Source organism: Pseudarthrobacter siccitolerans, from assembly GCF_001046895.1.
Taxonomy (GTDB): domain Bacteria; phylum Actinomycetota; class Actinomycetes; order Actinomycetales; family Micrococcaceae; genus Arthrobacter; species Arthrobacter siccitolerans.
The window spans coordinates 64178-87303 of record NZ_CAQI01000042.1; the positions used below are offsets into that span (position 1 = coordinate 64178).

Here is a 23126-nt window from a genome sequence, read left to right on the forward strand (position 1 = left end):
GTCCTAGTTGACGTTGTCCGGGTGGGAGCCCGTTCGTTCTCCCCGGTCGAGGCCGTCCAGCGCGTCCATGTCCCGGTCCGAAAGCTCGAAGTTGAAAATGTTGAGGTTCTCCCGGATCCGCGCCTCGGAGCTGGCTTTGGGGATCGCGATGTTTCCCAGCTGGATGTGCCAGCGGAGGATTACCTGGGCAGGTGTCCTGTGATGTTCGGCTGCGCAGGCCTGTACTACGGGATCGGCAAGCACGTGTCCTCGGCCCAGGGGGCTCCACGCTTCGGTCCGGATCCCCAGGTCATCGTGGATCTTCCGGAGCTCCTGCTGCTGAAGCCAGGGATGCAGCTCGATCTGGTTGACCGCGGGGGTCACTTCCGCCGTCTGCATCAGCCGGTCAAGGTGCGAAGGCTGGAAGTTGCTGACTCCGATGGCCCGGACTTTTCCCTCCCGGTAGAGCGTCTCCAGTGCCCGGTAGGTGTCCGGAAACAGTCCGCGCCGGGGGCAGGGCCAGTGGATGAGGTACATATCCACGTAGTCCAGGCCGAGGTTGACCATCGAGTCATCGAAGGCCCGGAGGGTCGCATCGTAGCCGTGATGGTCGTTCCACACTTTCGTGGTGACAAAAAGGTCGTCCCTGGCCGGTGCCGGGAAAAGTTCCCCGGAGCCCCCGCTGCCGCCCGGCGCACCCAGCTGGGAGCTGATGCCGCGGGCAACACCGGACTCGTTGCCGTACATGGCGGCGGTATCGAAATGCCTGTAGCCCGCATCGAGGGCCATGGCCACCAGTCCCGCTGCGTCCGACGGCGGCACCTTGTACAAGCCAAAACCCAACTGGTCGATCAGCACGCCGTTGTTCAGGCTGAGCCGCGGTGAGGTCCTCATAACCTTGACTCTACCTATTCGAGGCGGACATGCCCTCCAGGCCCACCAGCCGGCGCGCGGTCGCCTCGTCGAGGATCAGGTCCGTTGCCAGGCCCGCCGCGAGGGCACCTTTGAGGCCGTTGATTTTGGAGACCCCTGACACCACGCAGATCCTGCGCCGGACCTGCCGGAGTTCGGACAGTGCCGGGCCGGTGGACCGCTCGTTCAGGACGATGCCGTCCGAGGAACCGTCACTGCGGAAAAAGACCGTGGCGACATCGCCCACCACATCCGAATTGGCCAGGATGCTCAGGTCGTTCTCGTCCAGGTAGCCGCCGGCGTAGACATGGCTCGGATAGTCAGCATCCACGGAGCCGACGCCGAAGATCGCGATGCTCATCTTGGCCTGCAGCGCGAGGATCCGCTGCACGCTGCGCTCATTCCACATCGCAGTCTTGGTGGCGGCGTGGTCGAAGAAGGCGGGAACCGGGAACTGTTCCACCCGCGCTCCGTAGGCGCTGCCGAACCGGCGCATGATGTCGCTCGCATAGGTAATGCCGGTGGTGTGCATGTTGCCGGCACCGTTCAGCTGGACGATGACGCTGTCATGGGTAATTTTCCTGGTCAGGTGCCGGCTGACGGCGCTGAGCGTCGAGCCCCAGGCCACGCCGATGATCACGTTGGAGTCCACCAGGGGCCCGATGGTACGAGCGGCCTGCATGGCAACCCGGTCCAGGGTTTCGGCCTCGTTGAGGGTTTCCACCACCGGAACAACGTGGACATCAACCCCGTACTGGTGGCGGATGAGGCCTTCCAGCTCCGGCGCTGTGTCCAGCGGGTTGCGGATCTGGATCTGAACCAGGCCTGTGTCCCGCGCCGAGGACAACAGGCGGGAAACTGTTGACCGCGAGGTCCGAAGTTCGCGGGCAATAGCATCCATCGTCAGGTCCTGCAGGTAGTACATCTGTGCAGCCCGCAAGGCGTCGGCATGCCGGGAAGAATCCACAAGAACTCCGTTCTGCACGTTTGTGCATATCGCTTGACTCCATTTTTCATTACTCCAAACAATAGATGGGAACGGCGGCGCACCCAAGGGTGGCCGCGCAAACACAAAGCCCAAGGGAGTCGTTTTGGGACCCAAGGATTCACCTGCCCATCCCGCCGCGCCGAAGCATGGCGGCGAGCGCCCATCAGTACACAACCTGCGGCGGCGGCCACACGCGAAAGTGCTGGTGGTAGGCGGCGGAATTAACGGCGTCGGAACCTTCCGCGATCTGGCTCTGCAAGGCGTGGATGTGGCACTCGTCGAACGCGGGGACTACTGCCAGGGAGCCAGCGGCGCGTCCTCGCATATGATCCATGGGGGCATCCGGTACCTCGAAAACGGCGAGTTCCGCCTGGTCCGGGAGTCGGTGGTGGAGCGCAACAGGCTCCTCCGGATCGCCCCGCACTATGTCAAGCCGCTGCAGACCACCATCCCCATCTTCAGCACCTTCTCCGGTATTCTCGCGGCTCCGCTGCGGTTCCTTACCCACAAACAGCAGGGCAACCCCAAGGAGCGCGGCGCCTTCCTCATCAAAGTCGGCCTCAGCCTCTACGACTCGTTCTCACGCGACGGCGGCACTGTACCGCGGCACCAGTTCCGTGGCCGCAAAAGCGCCCTGGCAGAACTGCCCGGCCTTCGCCCGGACGTCAAGTACACAGCAACGTACTTCGACGCCTCTGTGCACAACCCGGAGCGGCTCACGCTCGACGTCCTGCAGGACGGCGAGAAAGCAGGGCAGGTGCCCGGGGCCTCCACTACCCAGGGCAGCACAGCCCGCGCCAGCAACTACCTTTCGCTGAAGTCCATGACAGGTGAGCCCAACCGCGGCACCGGCACAGGCAGCACGGTCCGCCTGCGCGATGAGCTGACCGGAGCGGAGTTCGACTTCACTGCTGATGTCATCGTCAACACAACGGGCGCCTGGGTGGATCTCACCAACGAGGCCATGGGCACCGCCTCCGCCTTTATGGGCGGCACCAAGGGATCACATATTGTGCTGGACTCCCCGGCATTGCTCGAAGCCTGCCGGGGACGCGAAATCTTCTTTGAGCACACCGACGGCCGGATCGTCCTCATCTATCCGATGGGCGACCGAGTCCTGGTAGGGACCACCGACGTGGATGCGGACATGGGCCAGGACGCCGTCTGCACGGATGAGGAGATCGACTACTTCTTCGAACTGATCAGCCACGTTTTCCCGGACATCCCCGTCAGCCGTGAAGAGATCGTCTACACCTTTTCCGGCGTCCGGCCCCTGCCCCGGCACGACGCGACCCAGCCCGGATTCGTTTCCCGGGACTACCGGATCGAGCGCCGTGGTCCGGCAGGCACCGGAGGGGCGGGCGCAGTGGTGCTCAGCCTGGTGGGCGGCAAATGGACCACCTTCCGCGCCCTGGCGGAGCACCTGACCAACGACGTCCTCGCCGAGCTTGGCCTGCAGCGCAAGGTGTCGACGGCGCAACTCGCTATCGGCGGCGGCGCAGGCTTTCCCGCCGACGATACCGGCGTGCAGAAGTGGATCAAGCAGCACATGGCGCCAGGCCGGGACGCGGACCGCACCGCCGGCCTCCTGACCCGCTACGGAACGCGGGCGGAGGACGTCATCGGCTACCTCGATGCCGCGCCGGACCACCTGCTCCGTTCCACCCGGGAACTCAGCGTCCGGGAACTGGAATTCATGGCAGCACATGAGCAGGTGGGACACCTCATCGATGTCCTGGTGCGCCGGACGTCGCTGGCCTTCCGGGGACTTGTCACGGGGGAGCTGCTCAACGAGGTGGCAGAGGTGCTCGCCGTTCCACTGGGCTGGGACGCAACTGCGCGTGCCGCCGAGATCCGGCACGCGCAGGACGTCCTCCAGCGGTTCCACCGCGTCGAAATCAACAGCCTGGTTGCTTAGGCCTGGCTGGCCGCCGGGGCGGTAAACCGCCCCGGCCGAACGGTCCTTCAACCCGCGGAGGACTGACAACAGAAAATAGGAGAGTCAAGGATGTCTCTTGGAATTGTTTTCCTTTCCGAAGTATTCGGAACGGCGATGCTCACCCTGCTGGGTTGCGGCGTCGTGGCCAACGTGGCCCTGCGGGGCACAAAAGGCAACAGCGGCGGGTTCCTGATGGTCACCTGGGGATGGGGTGTCGCTGTTTTCGCGGGTGTCTTTGTCGCCGCGAAATCCGGAGCACACCTCAACCCCGCCGTGACGGTTGGGCTCCTGCTGAACGGGAAGGCGGAGTACGCTCCGGGTGTTCCCATTGATTTCGCCTCCACACTGACCTATTTCGGCGGCGAAATGCTGGGCGCCTTCCTCGGTGCCGTGGTCTGCTGGCTGGCTTACAAACAGCATTTCGACGCCGAAGAGGAGGCTGCCAGCAAGCTCGGCGTCTTCTCCACCGGCCCGGCCATCCGGACCACCTCCTGGAACCTGGTGACCGAGATCATCGGCACCTTCGTCCTGGTGTTCGTTATCCTGGCCTTCGCAGGGACGCCGACCGAGCTTGGCCCGCTCGCTGTGGCGCTGCTCGTCGTCGGCATTGGCGTATCCCTGGGCGGCCCCACCGGCTACGCCATCAACCCGGCCCGCGACCTCGGCCCGCGCATTGCCCACGCCCTGCTTCCCATCAAGGGCAAAGGCTCCAGCGACTGGGGCTACTCCTGGATCCCCGTTGTGGGCCCGCTCGTCGGCGGCGCCCTGGGCGGGCTCGTTGCCAGGCTGGTTCCGATCATCACCACCGCAGCTGCCTGACCGATTCCCCAGCCACTGACCCCAACACAGCCACACCCAACCCAAAGACAAGGACGTCATCATGAACCAGTACGTAATCGCTGTTGACCAGGGAACCACCAGCACCCGCGCCATCATCTTCGACCACAGCGGCAGCATCGTCTCCTCCGGGCAGATGGAACACGAACAGATCTTTCCGAAGGCCGGGTGGGTGGAGCACAACCCCGCCGAAATCTGGAACAACACCCGCGAAGTCATCGCCTCCGCCCTCTCCAAGGCGAACCTGACGCGGCACGACATTGCCGCCGTCGGAATCACCAACCAGCGTGAAACCGCCGTGGTGTGGGACAAAACCACCGGCGAGGCCATCTACAACGCCATCGTCTGGCAGGACACCCGCACGCAGGACATCGTGGATGAGCTGGCCAGGGACGGCGGCGCGGACCGATTCAAGCAGAAGGTAGGCCTGCCGCTGGCCACCTACTTCTCGGGCACCAAGATCAAGTGGATCCTGGACAACGTGGACGGCGCCCGTGAAAAAGCCGAAGCCGGCAACCTCGTCTTCGGAAACACCGACGCCTGGGTCCTGTGGAACCTCACCGGCGGCGTGGACGGCGGCGTCCATGTCACTGACGTGACGAATGCATCGCGCACCCTGTTTATGGACCTGGAGACGCTGCAGTGGGACGACGAAATCCTGGGCATCTTCGGTGTTCCGCGGTCCATGATGCCGGACATCAGGTCCTCGTCGGAGGTCTACGGCGCAGTCCACACCTCACAACTGCTGCGCGAAGTTCCCGTGGCCGGTATCCTCGGCGACCAGCAGGCAGCCACCTTCGGCCAGGCGGCGTTCCAGACCGGTGAAGCGAAGAACACCTACGGGACGGGCTGCTTCCTGATCTTCAACACCGGCGAGGAGATCGTGCACTCGAAGAACGGGCTGCTGACAACGGTCGGCTACAAGCTCGGGGACGCGGCACCGCACTACGCCCTGGAAGGGTCGATCGCCGTCACCGGCTCGCTCATCCAGTGGTTGCGCGACAACCTGGGCATGATCAGCAGCGCGCCCGAAGTGGAGACCCTGGCCGCATCCGTCAAGGACAACGGCGGCGTGTACATCGTCCCGGCCTTCTCCGGACTCTTCGCGCCCTACTGGCGTTCGGATGCCCGCGGTGCCATCGTGGGCCTCACCCGGTTCGTCAACAAGAACCACATTGCCCGGGCCGCGCTCGAAGCCACTGCCTTCCAGACCCGCGAGGTGCTTGATGCAGTCAACGCGGACTCAGGCGTTCCCCTCACCGAGCTGAAGGTCGACGGCGGCATGGTGGCCAACGACGCCCTGATGCAGTTCCAGGCCGACATCCTGGGCGTCCCGGTGATCAGGCCGAAGGTTGTTGAGACCACTGCCCTGGGTGCCGCCTACGCCGCCGGCCTCGCCGTGGACTTCTGGAAGGACCTCGGCGAACTCTCAGCCAACTGGTCCGAGGACAAGCGCTGGGAACCCCAGATGGACCAGGCCGAACAGGACCGCCAGCTGAGGCTGTGGAGGAAGGCAGTCACGAAGTCCATGGATTGGGTGGACGAGGACGTGCACTAGTCCCCGAGGTTCCGGAGAGGGGCCGGTGACTCCCGCCCGCCCGCTTCGCGGTGCCCACCACACCATGGCGGGGAGTCACCGGCCCCTCTTTGCGGTCTATGCGGCCTAGCGTCAGTCCTCGTGGGGTTCTATCGTGCCGGCGTTGCCGTCTACTGTGACCAGCTGGCCTGTACGAAGCACTTGGGTGGCGTTGCCGGTGCCTACTACCGCGGGGATGCCGTACTCGCGGGCTACGAGGGAGGCGTGGGCGGCGAGGTTGCCTGTGTCCGTGACCACCGCCGCCGCTGACTCGAACAGCGGGGTCCACGCCGGAGCCGTTGCCCTGGCCACGAGTATTTCGCCCGGCTGGAAACCGGAAAAGTCTGCGGGACTGTCCACGATGCGTACCCGGCCTCGTGCCCTTCCCGGGCTTGCCGGGTGGCCGAGCAGCGCTCCCGGGGCCGCGTTGCGCGTACTGCGCGCAGCGTCGGCGAGTCGGTCGAACATGTTGCCGAACCGGGGAAGCTTTCCAAGCACAAGCGGCGCGTCGAGCTTCCGCTGCCGCAGCCAGTCGGCCCGGCGCCGGGACACCTCGTCCTGTTGGCGCGGGGCGCCGGTCCGCACGTCCGCCCGGGCCAGGAAGTAGACGTCGTCGGGCCTGTCGATAACGCCCGCCTCTTGCAGTTGTGTGCCGATCTGCGCGGCGCACCGCCGCAGCAGGGGCCAGCCGAGGGTGAAGTCGCGCGCCTGCTCCTCGCGCAGCAGCGCATAATGCTGTGCGACGGCCAGGAGCGCGTCGAACCGCCGCAGAAGCCCGGTGCCCTGCAGGATCTGGCGGCAGGCGGCCTCCGCTGCCTGGCGCCGCTCCATTGCCGTTGGCGCGGTATGCGGTGCCGAGTTCCGGCCATCCGCCCCATCTCCACCACCGGGACATTGCTGTTCTTCGCCCGCCGTCGGGTGATACCAGTCCAGGCTGTACACCGCATGCGGTACCCGGGCCGGCGGCTTCGGCATCAGCCCGCCGAGCAGGACCTGGTAGCCCTCGGCGCCCCGGGTTTCCTGCTGCCCTTCCTTCAGGGCTGGAGCCAGGTGCTTGTGCCAGAAACGGGCCAGCACCGCCTCCATTTTCCAGGCGGCGCCGCCGGCTGCCGCGAAGAACCACAGGTAAGCACCGGCCGCACCGGCCACCCGCTCCACCATCTCCGTAAGTTCCTCGAGGCTGGCGGTTTCCACGGCGCCGGAATACCGGGCCACCAGCTTCCGGTAGGCGGGAAGGTGCACAGTCCGCCATTCCAGCTCCAGGCTGCGCAGGACTGCACGGTCCGCGCCTGGGGGATCGAACATCGGGCGGACCACGGAATTGTAGAAGTACGGCAGTGAACGCCGTGTGCCGCCGAACAGAAGGTGGGGGAGTGCGCGCGGCGTCGGCGGGGCCACGTAGTACCAGCCGTTGACCACAGCTGTTCCCATCGGCACGCTGATCCCCGACGAGCGGAAGACGGCCTCGTTGTAGGCCTTGTCGATCCGGGGAACCAGCCAGTCCATAAAGAGCGGGGTCACGGGCTCGGGCAGCCATTCGCCCATCCGGAAGTTCCGGAGCCAGACGCCTTTCCCCGGCGGCTCCCATGTGACCGGTTCCGGAACAGAAGTCATGGGCCGGGCCTGCAGGATGTGTACGTGGCCGTTCCGGTCCAGAGCCCACTCAACGTCCTGGGGCGTACCAAAATGCCTGGCGACGTTCCGGGCGGCGGCCGCCACCGCCGTCGCGCTTTCCGCGGTGAGGGCGCCGGCGGACCCCCGCGTTCTGCGGACCTGCCCCGGCCGCACCACCCAGTCCTCGCCGCCCTCGGTCCCGGCCACCAGGCTTTCCCCCAGCCCCGGTACAGCTGCAATGACTGTTTCATCCCGTGCACCCGTCAGGGGATTGGCCGTGAACGCCACGCCCGCTGCTGCGGCATCCACCATCTGCTGGACCAGGACTGCCATCACACTGCTGCCCGGCGTGCTCCCGGCGTCGAAATTTTCGTGCGCGTCCTGGTAAGCCCGTACCCGGCCGGCCGCGGCGGATTCGAAGCAGCGGTCCACGGCCAACGCCAGGCCTGCCGCATCCACCCCCAGGTAGCTCTCGTACATCCCGGCATAGGAAGCGCCCGGAAGGTCCTCGGCGGCCGCGGAGGAGCGCACAGCGTATGGCCCCGGACCGGCGTTCCGCGCAGCGGCCTGCAGGCGTACGGCCCAGTCCTCCCGGCCGGAACCGTCCAGCATTGCTGCTTGGGTAACAACGAATCCCGGCGGGACGGTGAATCCCGCCGCGCGGAGCGCTGACAGTGCCGCCGCCTTGCTGCCCGCTTGTTCCCGGCGCAGGACAGGGGACCCGCCGAGCGGAGGCAGCTCAGGGACTGCGTCGTCACCCGTATCGTCGCCCATGGAATCACCTGCCGGATCAGGGGCCGCGCGGCCTGGCCCAAGTCTAGTTACGCCGGGACGGCCCGGTACAGGCCGGGAGCTCAGCCGGGCACGCACAGGTGCGCTAAAGTAGTTCCATGCGTGCGATCCTTCTGCTTAGTTAGCCGCCCGGCGTCCGATACAACGGATAACCGTGCGGCAGCCCCTCCCTGGCGAGGGGCTTTTGTGTGTCCGGGCGTGTTTTCCGGGCCGGCAGCAGGAGGATCAGGCCGTTATGGCAGCACAGATGCCGTAACAGAACAGAAGAGGGCAGCAGTGGGCGTTCAGCCGGAGACAGAGACCGGAACAGCAGCAACAGCGCAGGCGGAGGTGCCCGAGGAGGGCACGTACAGCTTTGCCGCCATGGAGGCCAAATGGCCGCAGGTGTGGGAAGACCTTCAGGTTTTCACACCTGTCGACGACGGGTCCCGGGAACGGCGCTATGTGCTGGACATGTTCCCCTACCCGTCCGGGGACCTGCACATGGGCCACGCGGAAGCCTTCGCCATGGGCGACGTGGTGGCCCGCTACCTGCGCCAGCGGGGCTACGACGTCCTGCACCCGATCGGCTGGGACTCCTTTGGCCTGCCCGCCGAGAATGCCGCCATCAAGCGCAACGCCCACCCCAGCGAGTGGACCTACGCCAACATTGACACCCAGGCGGCCTCCTTCAAGCGCTACGCCATCTCCGCCGACTGGTCCCGCCGGCTGCACACCTCTGACCCCGAGTACTACCGCTGGACCCAGTGGCTGTTCAAGCGCTTCTATGAGCGCGGACTGGCGTACCGGAAGGATTCACCGGTCAACTGGTGCCCCAAGGACCAGACCGTGCTGGCCAACGAGCAGGTAGTCAACGGCGCCTGCGAGCGCTGCGGCACCACCGTCACCAAGAAGTCCCTGAACCAGTGGTACTTCAAAATCACCGAATACGCCGACCGGCTGCTCGATGACATGGAGCAGCTCCGCGGCCACTGGCCCGAGCGCGTCCTGGCGATGCAGAAGAACTGGATCGGCCGGTCCGAGGGTGCCCACGTCAACTTTGTGATCGAGGCCGACGGCGGGAAGCCCGCCAAAGAGGTGACCGTCTTCACCACGCGTCCGGACACGCTGTACGGCGCTACGTTCTTTGTGGTGGCAGCCGATGCGCCGCTCGCCGTCGAACTCGTCACGGAGGAGCACGCCGCTGCCCTGGACGAATACCGCGAGCAGGTCAAGGCCCTCTCGGAAATCGAGCGCCAATCCACCGAGCGGGAAAAGACCGGTGTGTTCACCGGCCGGTACGCGATCAACCCGCTGAACGGGGAGAAACTGCCCGTCTGGGCTGCGGACTACGTCCTGGCCGACTACGGGACCGGCGCCATCATGGCCGTCCCCGCGCACGATCAGCGAGACCTGGACTTCGCCCGCAAGTTCGACCTGCCCGTCCGGGCTGTCCTGGACACAGGCGAGGAGGACCCCGCAGTCTCCGGCACCGCCACGGCAGGGGAAGGCACGCTGATCAACTCCGGCGACCTGGACGGCCTGCCCAAGGCCGAAGCCATTCCGGCCGCCATCGCCATCCTCGAACGCCAGGGTACCGGCGAGAAGTTCGTGAACTTCCGCCTGCGTGACTGGCTGCTCAGCCGCCAGCGCTTCTGGGGCACCCCGATCCCGATCATCCACTGCCCGTCCTGCGGCGAGGTTCCGGTTCCGGACGAGCAGCTGCCCGTCACCCTGCCCTCCGACCTGCGCGGGGAGGACCTCTCGCCCAAGGGCACCTCGCCCCTTGCTGCTGCAGAAGCGTGGGTCAACGTGGAATGCCCGTCCTGCCACGGCCCGGCCAGGCGGGACACCGACACCATGGACACCTTCGTGGACTCATCGTGGTACTTCCTGCGGTTCGTCTCGCCGCAGTACACCGAAGGGCCGTTCGACCCCGAAAAGATCAACGACTGGATGCCCGTGGGCCAGTACGTGGGCGGTGTTGAGCACGCCATCCTGCACCTGCTGTACGCCCGGTTCTTCACCAAGGTCATCAACGACCTCGGCATGATCGACGCCAACGAGCCGTTCAGCGCGCTCCTGAACCAGGGCCAGGTGCTCAACGGCGGCAAAGCCATGAGCAAGTCGCTGGGCAACGGCGTGGATCTCGGCGAGCAGTTGGACAAGTACGGGGTGGACGCCGTCCGGCTCACCATGATCTTCGCGTCCCCGCCCGAGGATGACGTCGACTGGGCCGACGTTTCGCCTTCCGGCTCCGCAAAGTTCCTGGCCCGCGCCTGGCGCCTCGCCCAGGACGTATCGAGTGCGCCCGGGGTCGACGTCACTACCGGTGACCGCGCGCTCCGCTCCGTAACGCACCGGACCATTGCCGACGCCGCCGACCTGCTGGACGCCAACAAGTTCAACGTGGTGGTAGCCAAGCTGATGGAGCTGGTCAACGCCACCCGCAAGGCCATCGACTCCGGTGCGGGCGGTGCCGACCCGGCCGTGCGCGAGGCGGCCGAGGCCGTTGCGGTGATCCTGAGCCTCTTCGCCCCCTACACGGCAGAGGACACGTGGAACGTCCTGGGACACCCCGCCTCGGTGGCCAACGCCGGCTGGCCCGCCCACGACGCCTCCCTGCTGGTGCAGGACACTGTCACCGCCGTGGTGCAGGTCCAGGGCAAGGTGCGGGACAGGCTGGAGGTCTCCCCGGACGTTTCCGAGGACCAGCTGCGGGAGCTGGCGCTGGCCTCGGACAACGTCCAGCGCGCCCTCGACGGCCGGGGCATCCGCACGGTCATCGTCCGCGCCCCTAAACTGGTCAACATCGTCCCGGCCTAGCCGGAACAGGCCGCCGGAAACCTCCGGCGGCCTGCTTGACCCCAGGAGGCCCCCTTGCCCGACCGCGACGCCCCTGCCTGGCCCTGGATCCGGGCCCGCGTGGCCGCCATGCGCGCCAAGCAGGACGCCGCCAAGCGGGACAGCGACGCAACCCGGCCGGACGCCGTCGTACGTACTGCCGTAGTGACCGATTCCGCAGCTGCCTTGCCGGCGGCCTGGTCCGCAAGTCTCACCGCTGACGGCCGCCTCACCGTGATTCCCATGCCGGTGATGGTGGGGGACGAAATCTACGGCGAGGGCGAGGACGACATCTCGCAGACGATCGCACTGGCCCTGGCCAGTGGAACGTCCGTAAAAACCTCCCGGCCGTCGCCCGGCCAGTTCGAGCAGACCTACCTCGCCGCGCAGCGCCGGGGCTATGAGGCCGTAGTCTCGGTGCATATCTCCGGCGGCCTGTCCGGAACGGCCGACGCCGCCCGCCTTGCGGCAGCCCGCGTGGGGATTCCCGTGGAGGTGGTGGACTCCGCAACTGTGGGCATGGCCCTCGGGATGGCTGTCCAGGAAAGCGTCCGCGCAGCGGCAGAAGGCGCCGGGGCCGGCACGGTGGCCGCTGCTGCTGCGGCGCAGGCAGCCCGCACCAAAGTCTATTTCTACGTTCCCAGCCTTGAGCAGCTGCGCCGCGGCGGCCGCATCGGGACGGCAGCGTCGCTGTGGGGCACCATGCTGGCCATCAAGCCCATCCTGGCGGTCGACGACGGCAAGATCGTCCCGCTGGAAAAGGTCCGGTCCGCGGCCAAGGCAGTCGCCCGGCTCGAGGAAATCGTGGCGGCCGACGCGTCGGCCCGCCCGGACGGAGTCCGGCTAGCCGTCCACCATTTCGGAAACCCTGCGGAGGCCGAGAGCCTCGCCGCACGGCTGGCAGCATCGTTGCCGCACTGTCCTCCCGCCCAGATCAGCTCCCTTCCTGCCGTGCTCGCTGCCCATGCCGGACTTGGCGTTCTGGCCGTCATCGTGGGCGACCGCAGCGGTATGGGCGAAGATACCGGTGCCGCCGACCCCGGATAGGGGCTCCGTTTCCACATAGCAGCGGCTGGCCCTGTCGCCGGGGCGCGGCCTGTCCCTAGCGTGGGGCGTATGTCACGCCGGGACGCTGGAGCAGCAGGTCAGCAGGCGCGCCACGCCAGGAACCGGCTGCAGGCCACCCTGGGCAGCAACCCGCGCGGGCTCCTCCTCGACGCGGACGGTCAACCTGCCTTCGAATACCGCGGTGGGCAGGATCCTGACGGCGGCGCCAACCGCGGCGGGATCGATAGCGCCCCACTCCACGATGTGGGGCCGGCCATCCGATGGCGCCTCGGACTGCGGCTCGCTGTGCTCCTCGGCATCCTTGCCGTCGCGGCCGGTGCCTGGTTCTGGTGGCAGGCGGCGTCAGGCCGGCCCGAGATCCTTCCCCTCAGCGGCGTCAGCCCGGAAACCACCGCCGGGACTGGGGAGAACGGCCTCACGAATGCGGACAACGGCGGCGGGAGCCGGGCGGGTCCTGAGTCCGGAACATCCGCGGAAACGCCGTCCGGGGCGCAGGAAAGCTCCGTTGCCGGCACCGTGGTAGTCCACGTTGCCGGTGCGGTGCTGCGGCCGGGAGTGGTGCAACTGCCGGCAGGCAGCCGGGTGCACGATGCTCTTGCCGCGGCAGGAGGAGGAACTCCGGGCGCGGACCCGGACCGGCTTAACCTGGCCGCCGTGGTGGAGGACGGGCAAAAGATCCATGTCCCGCTGCAGGGTGCGCCGTTGCCGGATGGCGCCGGCGAAGCAGGAGATTCGGATGCGGGAGGGGCTTCCGAGGGAAGTGCGGGAACCTCGGGATCGAAGGTCAACCTGAATACGGCGGGGGTGGAGGAACTGGATGGTTTGCCGAAGGTGGGGCCCGTGCTGGCTCAACGCATCGTGGACTGGCGTAAGGAACACGGGCCCTTCAAAGCGGTGGAGGAACTGGACGCCATTGACGGCGTGGGACCCAAAATGCTTGAAGCCCTGCTTCCGCTTGTGACCGTATGAGACGCAGGAAAGATGTGGTGAAGACGCCGATGGCGCGGCGCTGTTGTGGATAACCGGGCAACCCGGACAGGGACCAGTCCCTGGAGACGGTATGTGGAATCAGCCGTCCGTGGCTACGCCGCTCCCGGGGAGGGTTCCGGACTCCCTGGGACGGGGGAGGGCGCGGCCGCCGGTGGCCGGGGCGGGATCCAGGAGCACATCGTCGGGGCGGGGAAGCCAGGCCTGCGGAAATTGCCCCACCGCCGGAGCCCGGTCGAAACTTTGCGGAGTTACTGGGCTGCACAGTCCGCCCGCTTTGCTGCCGGCAACCGGAAGGCCGCTTTGGAAGCGGATGCGGGCGATGAAGCACCCCGGCAGCGTACTGATCTGCGGCTGGCGCTGCCTGCGGTTTTCGTCTGGGCTGCGTCCCTTGCCGGGCTATGGCTGCCTCCCACAGCCCTGGGCGGCCTCTGCTGCGTCCTGCTGGTGCTTGCGGCCGTACTGCTCCACCGGACGTGGAAGACCAGAGGGTCGGCACTAGCCGGCGGCCCGCGCCGGCCTGCCCGGCGGAGCCTCCTGACCACCGCAGCGATCGCGTTCCTGCTCGCAGCCACAGCGGCGGCGCACTCGGCAGTTGCGTCCACCCAGCGCCATGAGGGCCCGCTGGCGGCTGCGGTTTCGTCCGGAAAGTCAGTGGTGGCCGTGGTGGAAGTGGCAGGATCGCCCCGGGCGTTGAACCCGCCGAACCAGGCGGGTACGCCGGCACGATGGTCCGTGCCTGTCTGGACCCGGGACGTCAGTACGGGAGGTGTCCTGCTGCGCACCCGGGCCCAGTTGCTGGTGACAGGCGGCGGCGCCTGGGGAACCGTGGTGCCCGGACAGCTGGTGCGCGCCACCGGGAAACTCCGGCCGGCAGATCCCGGAAGGGAGGAAGCAGGCATGCTGACTGCTTCCTCGGGACCGGGAAAACCCACTGATTCGCCAGTCCTGCAGGAGTCCGCCAAGGAACTGCGGGAACGGTTTGTGGCCGCGGCCTCCTTCCTCGCTCCGGATCCGCAGGGCCTGCTTCCCGGCATGGTCACCGGGGACACCAGCGCTTTGGACGAGGGCCTGGCGGCGGCGATGAAAACTGTGGGCATGACCCACCTGACCGCCGTCAGCGGCGTGACTGATAGGTTACGAGGTGGGTGCTCACCCTCTAGCCCCCGAAACGTTCGGAGTGTGGTCGATGAGACGCGATTCCGGTACGCCGACCACTGCGAGATCCCAACGCGATCTACGATGCCTATATGGACGAGCATGCATTGGTGACGTGGTGTCGGGGATCCCTGTGATAGTGGGCTCTCCTCGCCGGGCGGACTACTTACTCTGCTGCCCGGTCGCGCTCACAACGGAGGCTGCGACTGAAAGGGTCTCAGAAGAGCATCGAGGAGCTGAAGTGTCGCTTCAAGCCCGTCTTCTGGCCGATCTTAGCGCCGAAGGCCAAGGACTTTCACCGATCGCGCGACCAGCTGGAGTGTGGCTGCATTCATGAGGTCTTCACGCGCGGCAAAGACGACTTACCGGACGCTCGCAGCTGGTCTGACGCGATTACTCAAGCGTCCGCTGCCCGAGGGTGAGTACTGGTGCACGAACGGCCACGGCGAGGCGGGACGCGCTTACCGCACCCTTCGAGCCTGATCGCTCGCACTCCCGGGGCTGTAGTCTTCTCTGGCGGCCTTGACCAGGGACCGCATCCCGTCAGCACCGGTCCTGGTCTCGTTCGATAGCGGCTCTGCGCTCTTGGTCGCGTCGGATCGCAAGGGCCGCCGCGGCAGCGGCACCACAGCGGATCGCCTCCTGCGGGATCGGTCGGAGCGCGATGGCTTCGGCGACTGCAGCTTTATAAGCAGCCTGAGCTTCGTTACGTACGCCGTCCATGCGTCAATACTAAGTGAGGGGCACGGCTACGCGCTGGCGCGGATGAGGCCCGGGCCCGTTCATTCCTCCTTCAGGAACACTGTTTTGAACAGGTTAGCCGCGTCGATGAGCTCTCCGGTTGGCACCCGTAACTCGCCGCTCGTCACGGCATCGTTGCTGTCCTCGGTGAGGACCCACGAGACCATGACTGAGCTGGCCTGAGGGTCCTTTGCGACGATCACATAGTCGTCCTGGTCGCTCATCCACGGCACGTTCGGACGAAACGACTCCGGAGTGAGCACGACTTCGGCGTCCTCGCCGCAATTGCTCCAAGTCACGGGGTAGTCGCGTATGAGAGGCCGGAGCGTGGAATAGTCGAAAGCGGGCCGGAGAGGATCCGTCGATCGCAGCACGGGTTCGACAGCCTTTTCGTAGTCGGCGTCGTCCGGATCAAGGTGATCGACCAGCTCGCAGCCGTGGAAGGTCACGATGAGATGCGGCTTCGAGACGAACCTGTCGCGGCTGACCACGCGGATCCCTGCGCCCGACAAACCGACGCCATAAAGTGTTCGCGACCTCTCGCGACATGCTCGGTCTTCCCGTTCCACCACTTGGCCAGCGCCTCTTCGCGGTCCTCTGCGGTCAGGTGCGCCGTGCCGCCGAAGACGCTCGACGCCAGACGGATCGGGGTCGATGCGAAGGCGTCCTCCGCGAGTTCTGGCTCCTTCCTGAACTGCTCCTCTTCGTAATCGCGGAGGCTTTCCAGGACCTCTTCCAGGCGGTCGACCCTACAGATGGGGCCGAGCACGCCCACCTCGAGTTCGATCGGCGGCTTCCCGCCGCCGCGGGCGCGTTCGACAAGGGCTAGGACTTGTCCGGAGCGGGCAGGCCTCGTTGCTCGTGCCGCGCACGTAGATCGCTCCGTCCTCGAGGCTGTCGCGGCGGTCGACTCCCTGAAAGCTCTTGTGGCATGGGAAAATCGTCTGCCCTTCTTGGGGCGGCTGGGCGATTACGAACAGCACCGCGTTCTCGGCGTTTACGCCGATCCTCCCGAACTCGAAGGCTGGGAACTGCGGCCCGAGGTAGGGACGGAGCCGATCCTCGAGCTCATGGGCCTCGGTACCGCGGGGCACGCCCGGAGCGCCATCCCTCTGCGCGCCGATTACCATCACAGCGTATCCGCGGAAGTGCCTGGCAGCCTCGTACGGACGCCTATTGGCCGCCCCGAGGAGGAACTTCGCGACCTTGGCGACACTGGCCTTGCTGCTCAGGTCGATGGGGCTCTTGACCTCGAGGTACGTCGTCTCTGCCTCGTCGCCGACAGTGACCACGTGGTCGAGGATTCCCCGCAGGGCGCGCTCACCCAGGGGGATGGCGTCGGTACTTAGCGTTGAGCGCTTGGAGCCCGAGCCGATGGAGCTCACGTGATCATTAGGCATAGGACCATACTCCCATTCCCATTTGTATTCACGGCCTGGATGGTCAGCCCGGTGCCCCCTCCGGCCAGCCACCGGCCCGTGGACATGCTCGACAACATGCCCCTGCTCCATAACACCCTGAGTGCCTTCGCCGACCAGTATCGGCCGGTCGAGAAGCGCCGCTGACCGGTTTACGTACACTGCCCAGCTATATTTGGAGCAAATTCCCCGGAGCCATAGCACTGCACGAGGTACGTCCCTAGCAGCAGGCAACATAGTTCCGGGCCTCAGCGAGAAGATTCAGGGGAAACCACACATGCGACGGCAATTCGAAAGTGCCGAGGATCAGTTGAGCGCCCGACAGATAACGCAATGACCGGACTACCCGGCGATGCCCAGGCAGGCGAGCGTCTGAAACGAACAGCACTACGGGACTTTGGCCCAGCCCCTGAGCAACCCGATGACCCGCGCTGGCAGCACGCCTTACACAAATTCAGCCTCATGCCTGGTGATGCTCCGGTTCCGGTGCTGCTCAGATATGCCCTCACCCTGACCGGACTGAAGTCCGGAGGCCCCGGCGAAAAAGTCGCGTGGTGGGTGAATTTTACGTTCGAGGACGAACCGTGCACGCTCGCCCATGAGAAGTTCGGCGTCCGCCTGTATCTCCGAACCGACCGGCCGGCAGAAGAGGCGCGGAAGAGCTACGAGCGGATCGTCAAAAAGCTCCGTGGAACCACCAGGACTGTGGAACGGTTGATTCTGGACGCCGCACCGGACATTCTCGGCAAAGGCGATGCCACCGTCATCAACCAGCACCACGCCCTCCGGCGCGCTTATGAGTACTTCCGGGAGCGGGCCGAGAAACCTGCGCACATCGAAGACGAGCTCCGGACCGGGGAGAGCAATGGCGGCGGCCAGTGGAGCTCATTCAAGAGCGGCAAGATACAGATGCAGCTCAACTCGTTCCACGACATGATCGCCGCCATTTCGGCATTTCTCAGCCTCCTCGAGCATGACCTCGTCCTGGCGCTCCCGTTCGCCGGCTTCGATCCGGAAGTCGACAACCTCACCGATCTCATCGGCGTGCCCTGGGGCGACAAGTGGGAGCGGGTGGTTGGCAAGACCTCCGACGCTCTTGAGTTCCGAAGCCGGCTTCGTGAGGTCGTTGAAAGGTGGAGGAACCCGTACTCCCACGGCGGTTTCGAGAAAGGCCATGGGGCGACCCTCTGGTTGCACACTCCTGGCGTGGGGGCTGCAGTGCCAGTTGGGCTGACACGGGTTCGGGACAGCCCGCATTTCTCGTTGATTGGTGCCAATGAGTCCGACATCGCCGGTGTCTTTGCCCTTTTCGATGACATCGAATCCTGGTTGACCGTCGTGCTGCCGGAGGCCATACAGTGGATTGACTCAGGACTGGCCGTCCGCTACGACGACGAGTTCCGGTCACTGTTTGCCGTGGCGAAAGCAGAAGAGAGCTTCGACAGCTTCCTGGAGTACCACGAGTACCATCAAGCACAGATAGACAACATGGACTACTAAGCGTGTAATCCGATTCCGTGAGCACAAATAAATCAACTACAGGAACACCATGTAATTCCTGCCATTTTCCTGGTTTGGCTCACTCCGGCTGGGCGGTTTACGTTGGAAATAGTCAGTACCAGCCGATGGCCCCCCATATTCGGCTGGTACTGACTATTGCTTAGTGTGCTGCCCTGTACTTTTCGAGAATCTCCTGCTGGATACGACCGCGGGTGTTCACCTTGAGTCCGTTATCCAAAGCCCACATCCGAACTGCTTTGGTATCCACCCCGGAACCGCCGGCTTTGCGTCCCGCCGGACGTCCACGGCCGCCGGATATCCTGCGTCCGGCATTGGCAAAGCGTTCCAAGGCTGAACGCAGCTCGCTGGCGTGAGCCTTGTTCAGGTCAATTTCGTATTCCGACCCGTCAAGGCCGAAGGTGATGGTTTCATTGGCTTCCGAGCCGTCAAGGTCATCGGAAAGAATTACTACTGTTTTCTGGGCCATGAATTAAAGCTATCAGTTTATCGAGCGGGTAAACGCCCTATGTGCCGGGGTGCTCCAGAAGCGGAAGCTGCCGGCTCAAGAATGGTCCTGCAATCACGAGGCACTTGCCTTTACGAGGCCCGGGCATTCGTTGCTGATGCCGAATTACAGCTGTTCGCCTCTACAGCCGCACCATACTGCGTGGAATCAAGGCGGCAATATCACTGATCTCCTCCGCCAAGTCAGTACTTAGACGGTAGCCATCGGCTTTACGAGTCAGGAATTTGATCGCAGCAGTCTTGCGTCTGACCTTCGTGGTCTCCTTCAACCATTCGGGGTATGAGATCAGTTCAAGCGCCAGTTCCTTCTTCCGGCCGCCAAAGTCTTGTTCGTACTCATACACTTTTTCGGCGATCCTTCGGTTTGCCAGGGGAAAAACATATGCGCTCAAAAGGGCGGGATGTGCGTCGCCGAGGCCTGCATCGGCGAGAATGCGCGGAGCGAGAATGCCACGCTTGTTTCGGGACTCGGCACGGTACTCCTGAGAATCAACCAGGGCTGCTGCCGCGTCGGCTATATACCGGCGTTCCCTCTCCAGGCTTTCCTGATGCTCGGCGTCTTCACCGGCCTCGGACTCCGACTGCGCCGCATACAACTCGCTCAGGAAAGAGTCAGTCCATTCCGTTTGTGCGTGCCAGACATAGGCAAGGCCCTGGGCGACCCATGTTATCGAGACACCCTCCGTGGAACCATCGTGCGGTTGGGCGCGGCCAACAACCCGCTTCACTGCTTCAGGCAGGTCCTCGTCATCACCGACCAGCTCGGCCACAAGGCCATTCAGATCAAAAGGCACTGCACTGACACTGACAAATGACGCTCCTACCCGGGCAGCGACAGACACCACTTCGCTGGCAGAAAGTTGTTTTCCGTCCAGCGCGACGTAATTTTCACCTTCGAACTTCGCCCCCGGAAGAAACAACAGACCTGCCTCGGCGGCCTCGGTTGGAATACTGGCGGCAATAGCGGTCAATTCGGCCGAGGTGTAGGTGAAAGTCATGGTCACATACTAAGAGACGAGTCAGACACTATTTTCTGATGCAGACAGTTAGCGTATGGCATCCTCAGCCATATCTTTTCCATCTCCCTCTGGCCGGGAATGCTCGCAGCGAGGCAACATATATGATGGCCCGGTGTCTGATGAAGCAAACCAGCCCCGTTTTCTGACCTTGGCCCAGGTCGCCGACGAATTGAACGTGAAGCAAAGCCTCGTTCAAGGCCTCATCAGGACGGGGGAGTTGCGTGCTTTTCAGGTCGGTGGCCGGGGCATGTGGCGCATTGGCCGCCAGGATGTCGAAGACTACATCGGCCAGGGCTACCAGCGCACCGCTGAGCGCATCGCGGCCGGTGATCTCGAAGATGGGGCTGAATCTGAGGGTCAAGAGTAGCTAGTCCTCTTGACCTGGCAGTTAGAGACACCCACGGGGACCAGCGACGGTGATTCGACCTTGTGCTTGTCCTCGTCCGTCAGGGGCGTCGCGGTAACCAGCTGGCATGTTCATGTCCCTCGGAAGCCGCTGAACAAGGTCGGTGAGATGCTTTGCCCATCACTTCGCCATCTCACGCGCTCGAGATCTCCCTGCCATTGAAGGGGGACTCATCGGGAACCCCGCATGTTGTGGTCGTTGAGGACGGTGCTCCCTCCGGCCCAGCGGGTACCGCACGTAGGGCACACGATGTGCCACTCATCCGTGCCGGGGAACTCGATCATCGAGCCGACGTTCTCGCCACTGGACGAGCACCAGCTGTTCATGGCCTCCTCTTTCTGAAGGATCGCCTCCTGGATTCCGCCAAAGTCCGAACCGTCGCCGTTGCTTGTCCTGGTGAGAACCATACGCCGGGCTTAGGACAATTACGTCGGAGCCAAGAGACAGGGCAGGCGGAACCGCGAACCTTCGGCCTGCGACCTACTCAGGCGGCGGAAACCGGCGGGCGTAGTCTTGCTGCACTTCCAAGGGGAGGGTCAACCAGATAGCTGCAATGCCTGCCCAGAAGTCGGCCCAGCACTCGTCTTCGGTGGGTCGGGCCAAGGGATCTTGGCCGCCAGCGCTTACGTTGGGATTCTTACGACTGCGAGAAGGCATGAACACCACCTGAGTACGTACCGCTTGCGAGCGTTGCCATGTCAGCACTGTACGACATGAGCAGTATCCCGTAGTCATGTATTCCCGCTTGAAGCCTTGACGAATGGTCTCCACAAACGAGCGTCTGTGACTCAGCTCTGGCGGCGGGTCTGTACTCCTGTCGTAACGCAGGACACGCCGACATTATCGGTCTCTGTCGCAAACGCTGGATAAAATGAGAGACAAGGTCGACGAGGCGTCGACCCCGGGCTTGTTCAACACTGACACTTTTGAGCCCTGAGCTCTCAGACGCCGAACATCGGAGCTCTCCACCGAAAGATCGTGGAGAGACATGGACATCGGCTATGCGCACGTCTCGCGCAGCGACCAGATTCTGGACGCCAGCTCAATGAGCTTCAGGACGCTGGCTGCGAACGGATTTTCGCAGAGAAGGCCTCAGGCAGCAAGGACTCCAAGCGACCCGAGTTCGATCTCTGCCTCCGGATGCTTCGCGCACGCGATCGGCTCGTTGTCACCGAGCTCTCGCGTCTCGGTCGGCACACCGGCGAACTCGCGAACCTCGACGAGGCGCTGCAAGAGCGCGGTGTCGGTCTCCGGATCCTCAATCTCGATCTCGACACCACGACGCCTTCGGGCAAGCTGATCTTCACCGTCATCGCAGTGGCACAGATGGAGCGCGAACTCCTCATCGAACGGACCCGATCCGGTCTCGCCGCCGCCCGTGCCGAGGGGCGAGTCGGCGGTCGCAGGCGTACGTTTACCGACAAGCAAATCGCCAAGGCACAGGCCCTTTACGACGAGCACCGGTTCACGATGACCGAGATCGCGCGACTCTGCGAGACCAGTCCCGCGACGCTCTACAGGTACCTGAACATTGGGGCCGACCAGTGACGGTCGTGCTCGGGCGCTTCAGTCCAGCTGGGCGGGGCCGGGTGGGTGAGATGAGGGGAACGTCCAGTCTGTGGACTGCGAGGGTGCCCCGCCAGGCGCTGGACCCGATGTTCAGGGCTGTACGCGCGCCGCCGCACACCAAACACGAAGGGGGCGATCGCACAAACGAACTGAAGGAGAGCATCATGCGCAACGCCAGTACCAAGTCTAAGAAAGCTATTGCCTGTTGGGCCGCCGGCATCGGTTTGGCCGCCGGCATCGGTTTGGCCGCCGGCCTCGTGGCCTGTTCCGGAGGACCGGGCCCCAGCGGCGAGTACTACAACGACGAGGGACGGCTCGTCGTGCAGGGCGACTCGGTCGCCTTCTACCCCTTCGGCTGCTCCGACTCGGCGCGGGGCGTAGCTGTCATCGAGACCGATCCGAGCGCTGAAGGCCAGATCTCCGGGGACGGCTCTCACGTCCTCTGGAACTCCGACGACGAGCACCTCGGAAGCGACCGGATCAGTGGATCCACTTCCATCGATATCAGCAGGTCGGGCGACGCCCTCAAGCTCGGCGACTACGACTTCGCCGCCATGGACGCGGACGAAGCACTGAGCGTCTACAAGGGGATGTGCTGACCTCGGGCTGGAGGCGCTTCGACCTCCTGCGCGTTCGGGAGCGTCTTCGCCGGTTATCGGCGGGCGGAGCCCGCCCGGGGAAGGGGTTGGAGGGGCCCGGTGTCGAGGCGGGTCCTCTCTCCGACCTCGACATCCCTCGGCACGAACGGAGTTCACAATGCACGACGACCTGTCCAGTGACGAGTTCCGCGGCTTCCATGAGGCTGAGCGGCTCATGAACAATCACCGGTCCCGGGCCCGAGTCCGCGAGCGGCTCAGCTGCACCGGTTTCTTCAGCGACGACGAGGTCGCCGCCGTCCACGTCGAGAACATCCCGCGCGCCGACCGCGCCTTGCTGTCGGCCTTCGACCGTGCCGGACGGCAGTTGCGCGGCTACACGCTCTATGTCGACGACCCGAGCCTGCGCCTCGACGTCGTGCCCGAATTCGACCACGACTACACCGCCATGGCTGTGGTCGAGGGCTCCGACCTTGAGGAGGCCGTCTCCCGGGAGGATGGCTGGGTCGTGGACATGAACGCCCTGCGGGAGTACGACATCGTCGAAGACCGCCGGACGACCCAGCGGGCCGTGTTCCTGGCGCACCTAGGAGACATGATGAACGACGGACGCGCACGAGGGTTCGTGCTCGGCCGGGTCGGCGATTCCGAGTCATCCTCATAGATTCCATGCGAGAGA

At 64.9% G+C, this 23126-nt stretch carries 21 protein-coding genes; 12 read left to right on the top strand and 9 right to left on the bottom strand.

All coding sequences use genetic code 11. The features are described from left to right. Positions 1–3: 3 nt before the first annotated feature. Complete coding sequence (locus tag ARTSIC4J27_RS09510; RefSeq protein WP_050054965.1) at positions 4–873, bottom strand: aldo/keto reductase; 870 nt, start codon at positions 871–873, stop codon at positions 4–6. A gap of 10 nt (positions 874–883) precedes the next feature. Continuing rightward, positions 884–1858, bottom strand: a complete 975-nt coding sequence (locus tag ARTSIC4J27_RS09515; protein ID WP_152683826.1) for a sugar-binding transcriptional regulator — start codon at positions 1856–1858, stop codon at positions 884–886. A gap of 124 nt (positions 1859–1982) precedes the next feature. Between ARTSIC4J27_RS09515 and ARTSIC4J27_RS09520 the strand changes: the two genes are divergently transcribed. From ARTSIC4J27_RS09520 to glpK, 3 genes are all read left to right on the top strand, one after another. Next, entirely contained in the window at positions 1983–3797 is a 1815-nt protein-coding gene (locus ARTSIC4J27_RS09520; RefSeq protein WP_050054966.1) for a glycerol-3-phosphate dehydrogenase/oxidase, read from the top strand. A 90-nt stretch (positions 3798–3887) separates the two neighbouring features. Continuing rightward, the gene (locus ARTSIC4J27_RS09525; RefSeq protein ID WP_050054967.1) at positions 3888–4637 is read left to right on the top strand and encodes an MIP/aquaporin family protein; all 750 of its coding nucleotides are present in this window, start codon (positions 3888–3890) and stop codon (positions 4635–4637) included. 61 nt (positions 4638–4698) lie between these two features. After that, positions 4699–6213 carry a glycerol kinase GlpK gene (gene glpK / locus ARTSIC4J27_RS09530; RefSeq protein ID WP_050054968.1) on the top strand — a complete coding sequence of 505 codons (1515 nt, stop codon included), beginning with the start codon at positions 4699–4701 and terminating at the stop codon, positions 6211–6213. Positions 6214–6324: 111 nt separating this feature from the next. Here the strand turns inward: glpK and ARTSIC4J27_RS23480 are convergent, their stop codons facing one another. Next, the gene (locus ARTSIC4J27_RS23480) at positions 6325–8619 is read right to left on the bottom strand and encodes a PEP/pyruvate-binding domain-containing protein (RefSeq protein WP_050054969.1); all 2295 of its coding nucleotides are present in this window, start codon (positions 8617–8619) and stop codon (positions 6325–6327) included. A 294-nt stretch (positions 8620–8913) separates the two neighbouring features. Between ARTSIC4J27_RS23480 and leuS the strand changes: the two genes are divergently transcribed. The 4 genes from leuS to ARTSIC4J27_RS09555 all read left to right on the top strand — a co-directional run bounded on the left by leuS (position 8914) and on the right by ARTSIC4J27_RS09555 (position 14787). Next, positions 8914–11442 (top strand): leucine--tRNA ligase, encoded by a 2529-nt coding sequence (gene leuS, locus ARTSIC4J27_RS09540; protein WP_050054970.1) that lies wholly within the window; start codon positions 8914–8916, stop codon positions 11440–11442. Between the two features lie 54 nt (positions 11443–11496). Continuing rightward, a complete protein-coding gene (locus ARTSIC4J27_RS09545; protein WP_050054971.1) occupies positions 11497–12507 on the top strand; it encodes a DegV family protein in 1011 nt (336 codons plus the stop codon). A gap of 69 nt (positions 12508–12576) precedes the next feature. Then, complete coding sequence (locus ARTSIC4J27_RS09550; protein WP_050054972.1) at positions 12577–13497, top strand: ComEA family DNA-binding protein; 921 nt, start codon at positions 12577–12579, stop codon at positions 13495–13497. Between the two features lie 93 nt (positions 13498–13590). Next, positions 13591–14787 carry a DUF4131 domain-containing protein gene (locus ARTSIC4J27_RS09555; RefSeq protein ID WP_235436616.1) on the top strand — a complete coding sequence of 399 codons (1197 nt, stop codon included), beginning with the start codon at positions 13591–13593 and terminating at the stop codon, positions 14785–14787. 668 nt (positions 14788–15455) lie between these two features. Here the strand turns inward: ARTSIC4J27_RS09555 and ARTSIC4J27_RS23000 are convergent. From ARTSIC4J27_RS23000 to ARTSIC4J27_RS23010, 3 genes are read right to left on the bottom strand one after another with little or no spacing between them, the layout of a single operon-like run. Then, positions 15456–15905 carry a hypothetical protein gene (locus tag ARTSIC4J27_RS23000; RefSeq protein WP_200900779.1) on the bottom strand — a complete coding sequence of 150 codons (450 nt, stop codon included), beginning with the start codon at positions 15903–15905 and terminating at the stop codon, positions 15456–15458. Next, positions 15860–16183: a hypothetical protein gene (locus ARTSIC4J27_RS23005; protein ID WP_200900780.1), complete on the bottom strand. Its 324-nt coding sequence runs from the start codon at positions 16181–16183 to the stop codon at positions 15860–15862. Before ARTSIC4J27_RS23005 ends, ARTSIC4J27_RS23000 begins: the two co-directional genes overlap by 46 nt. Beyond that, the gene (locus ARTSIC4J27_RS23010; RefSeq protein ID WP_200900781.1) at positions 16164–16799 is read right to left on the bottom strand and encodes a hypothetical protein; all 636 of its coding nucleotides are present in this window, start codon (positions 16797–16799) and stop codon (positions 16164–16166) included. Before ARTSIC4J27_RS23010 ends, ARTSIC4J27_RS23005 begins: the two co-directional genes overlap by 20 nt. Before the next feature lie 495 nt (positions 16800–17294). On the opposite strand from ARTSIC4J27_RS23010, the gene ARTSIC4J27_RS09570 reads away from it, so the two are divergent. Beyond that, positions 17295–18332, top strand: a complete 1038-nt coding sequence (locus ARTSIC4J27_RS09570) for a hypothetical protein (protein ID WP_050054974.1) — start codon at positions 17295–17297, stop codon at positions 18330–18332. Positions 18333–18492: 160 nt separating this feature from the next. Here the strand turns inward: ARTSIC4J27_RS09570 and ARTSIC4J27_RS09575 are convergent, their stop codons facing one another. Further along, the gene (locus ARTSIC4J27_RS09575) at positions 18493–18819 is read right to left on the bottom strand and encodes a histone-like nucleoid-structuring protein Lsr2 (protein WP_050054975.1); all 327 of its coding nucleotides are present in this window, start codon (positions 18817–18819) and stop codon (positions 18493–18495) included. A 160-nt stretch (positions 18820–18979) separates the two neighbouring features. Continuing rightward, positions 18980–19855, bottom strand: a complete 876-nt coding sequence (locus tag ARTSIC4J27_RS09580) for a hypothetical protein (protein ID WP_050054976.1) — start codon at positions 19853–19855, stop codon at positions 18980–18982. Positions 19856–19988: 133 nt separating this feature from the next. Here ARTSIC4J27_RS09580 and ARTSIC4J27_RS09585 point away from each other — a divergent pair, with 133 nt between their 5' ends. Further along, positions 19989–20243, top strand: a complete 255-nt coding sequence (locus ARTSIC4J27_RS09585; protein WP_050054977.1) for a helix-turn-helix domain-containing protein — start codon at positions 19989–19991, stop codon at positions 20241–20243. Between the two features lie 209 nt (positions 20244–20452). Here ARTSIC4J27_RS09585 and ARTSIC4J27_RS09590 read toward each other — a convergent pair whose 3' ends face one another. Beyond that, positions 20453–20689: a hypothetical protein gene (locus ARTSIC4J27_RS09590; protein WP_050054978.1), complete on the bottom strand. Its 237-nt coding sequence runs from the start codon at positions 20687–20689 to the stop codon at positions 20453–20455. 571 nt (positions 20690–21260) lie between these two features. On the opposite strand from ARTSIC4J27_RS09590, the gene ARTSIC4J27_RS09595 reads away from it, so the two are divergent. The 3 genes from ARTSIC4J27_RS09595 (at position 21261) to ARTSIC4J27_RS09605 (ending at position 23111) form a co-directional block, all read left to right on the top strand. Then, on the top strand, positions 21261–21830 hold the full coding sequence (locus ARTSIC4J27_RS09595; RefSeq protein WP_161799560.1) for a recombinase family protein: 570 nt from the start codon (positions 21261–21263) through the stop codon (positions 21828–21830). A gap of 185 nt (positions 21831–22015) precedes the next feature. Then, entirely contained in the window at positions 22016–22450 is a 435-nt protein-coding gene (locus ARTSIC4J27_RS09600) for a hypothetical protein (RefSeq protein WP_050054980.1), read from the top strand. Between the two features lie 157 nt (positions 22451–22607). After that, entirely contained in the window at positions 22608–23111 is a 504-nt protein-coding gene (locus tag ARTSIC4J27_RS09605; RefSeq protein WP_152683827.1) for a hypothetical protein, read from the top strand. Positions 23112–23126 lie beyond the last annotated feature (15 nt).

What these genes read in the sequence shown, in the direction of transcription:
- ARTSIC4J27_RS09570 (WP_050054974.1), top strand. Translation starts at nt 17,295, where the DNA reads ATGCCTGGTGATGCTCCGGTTCCGGTGCTGCTCAGATATGCCCTCACC.
- glpK (WP_050054968.1), top strand. Translation starts at nt 4,699, where the DNA reads ATGAACCAGTACGTAATCGCTGTTGACCAGGGAACCACCAGCACCCGC.
- ARTSIC4J27_RS09510 (WP_050054965.1), bottom strand. Translation starts at nt 873, where the DNA reads ATGAGGACCTCACCGCGGCTCAGCCTGAACAACGGCGTGCTGATCGAC.
- ARTSIC4J27_RS09600 (WP_050054980.1), top strand. Translation starts at nt 22,016, where the DNA reads ATGCGCAACGCCAGTACCAAGTCTAAGAAAGCTATTGCCTGTTGGGCC.
- ARTSIC4J27_RS09575 (WP_050054975.1), bottom strand. Translation starts at nt 18,819, where the DNA reads ATGGCCCAGAAAACAGTAGTAATTCTTTCCGATGACCTTGACGGCTCG.
- ARTSIC4J27_RS09590 (WP_050054978.1), bottom strand. Translation starts at nt 20,689, where the DNA reads ATGGTTCTCACCAGGACAAGCAACGGCGACGGTTCGGACTTTGGCGGA.
- ARTSIC4J27_RS09550 (WP_050054972.1), top strand. Translation starts at nt 12,577, where the DNA reads ATGTCACGCCGGGACGCTGGAGCAGCAGGTCAGCAGGCGCGCCACGCC.
- ARTSIC4J27_RS09605 (WP_152683827.1), top strand. Translation starts at nt 22,608, where the DNA reads ATGCACGACGACCTGTCCAGTGACGAGTTCCGCGGCTTCCATGAGGCT.
- ARTSIC4J27_RS09525 (WP_050054967.1), top strand. Translation starts at nt 3,888, where the DNA reads ATGTCTCTTGGAATTGTTTTCCTTTCCGAAGTATTCGGAACGGCGATG.
- ARTSIC4J27_RS09580 (WP_050054976.1), bottom strand. Translation starts at nt 19,855, where the DNA reads ATGACTTTCACCTACACCTCGGCCGAATTGACCGCTATTGCCGCCAGT.
- ARTSIC4J27_RS23480 (WP_050054969.1), bottom strand. Translation starts at nt 8,619, where the DNA reads ATGGGCGACGATACGGGTGACGACGCAGTCCCTGAGCTGCCTCCGCTC.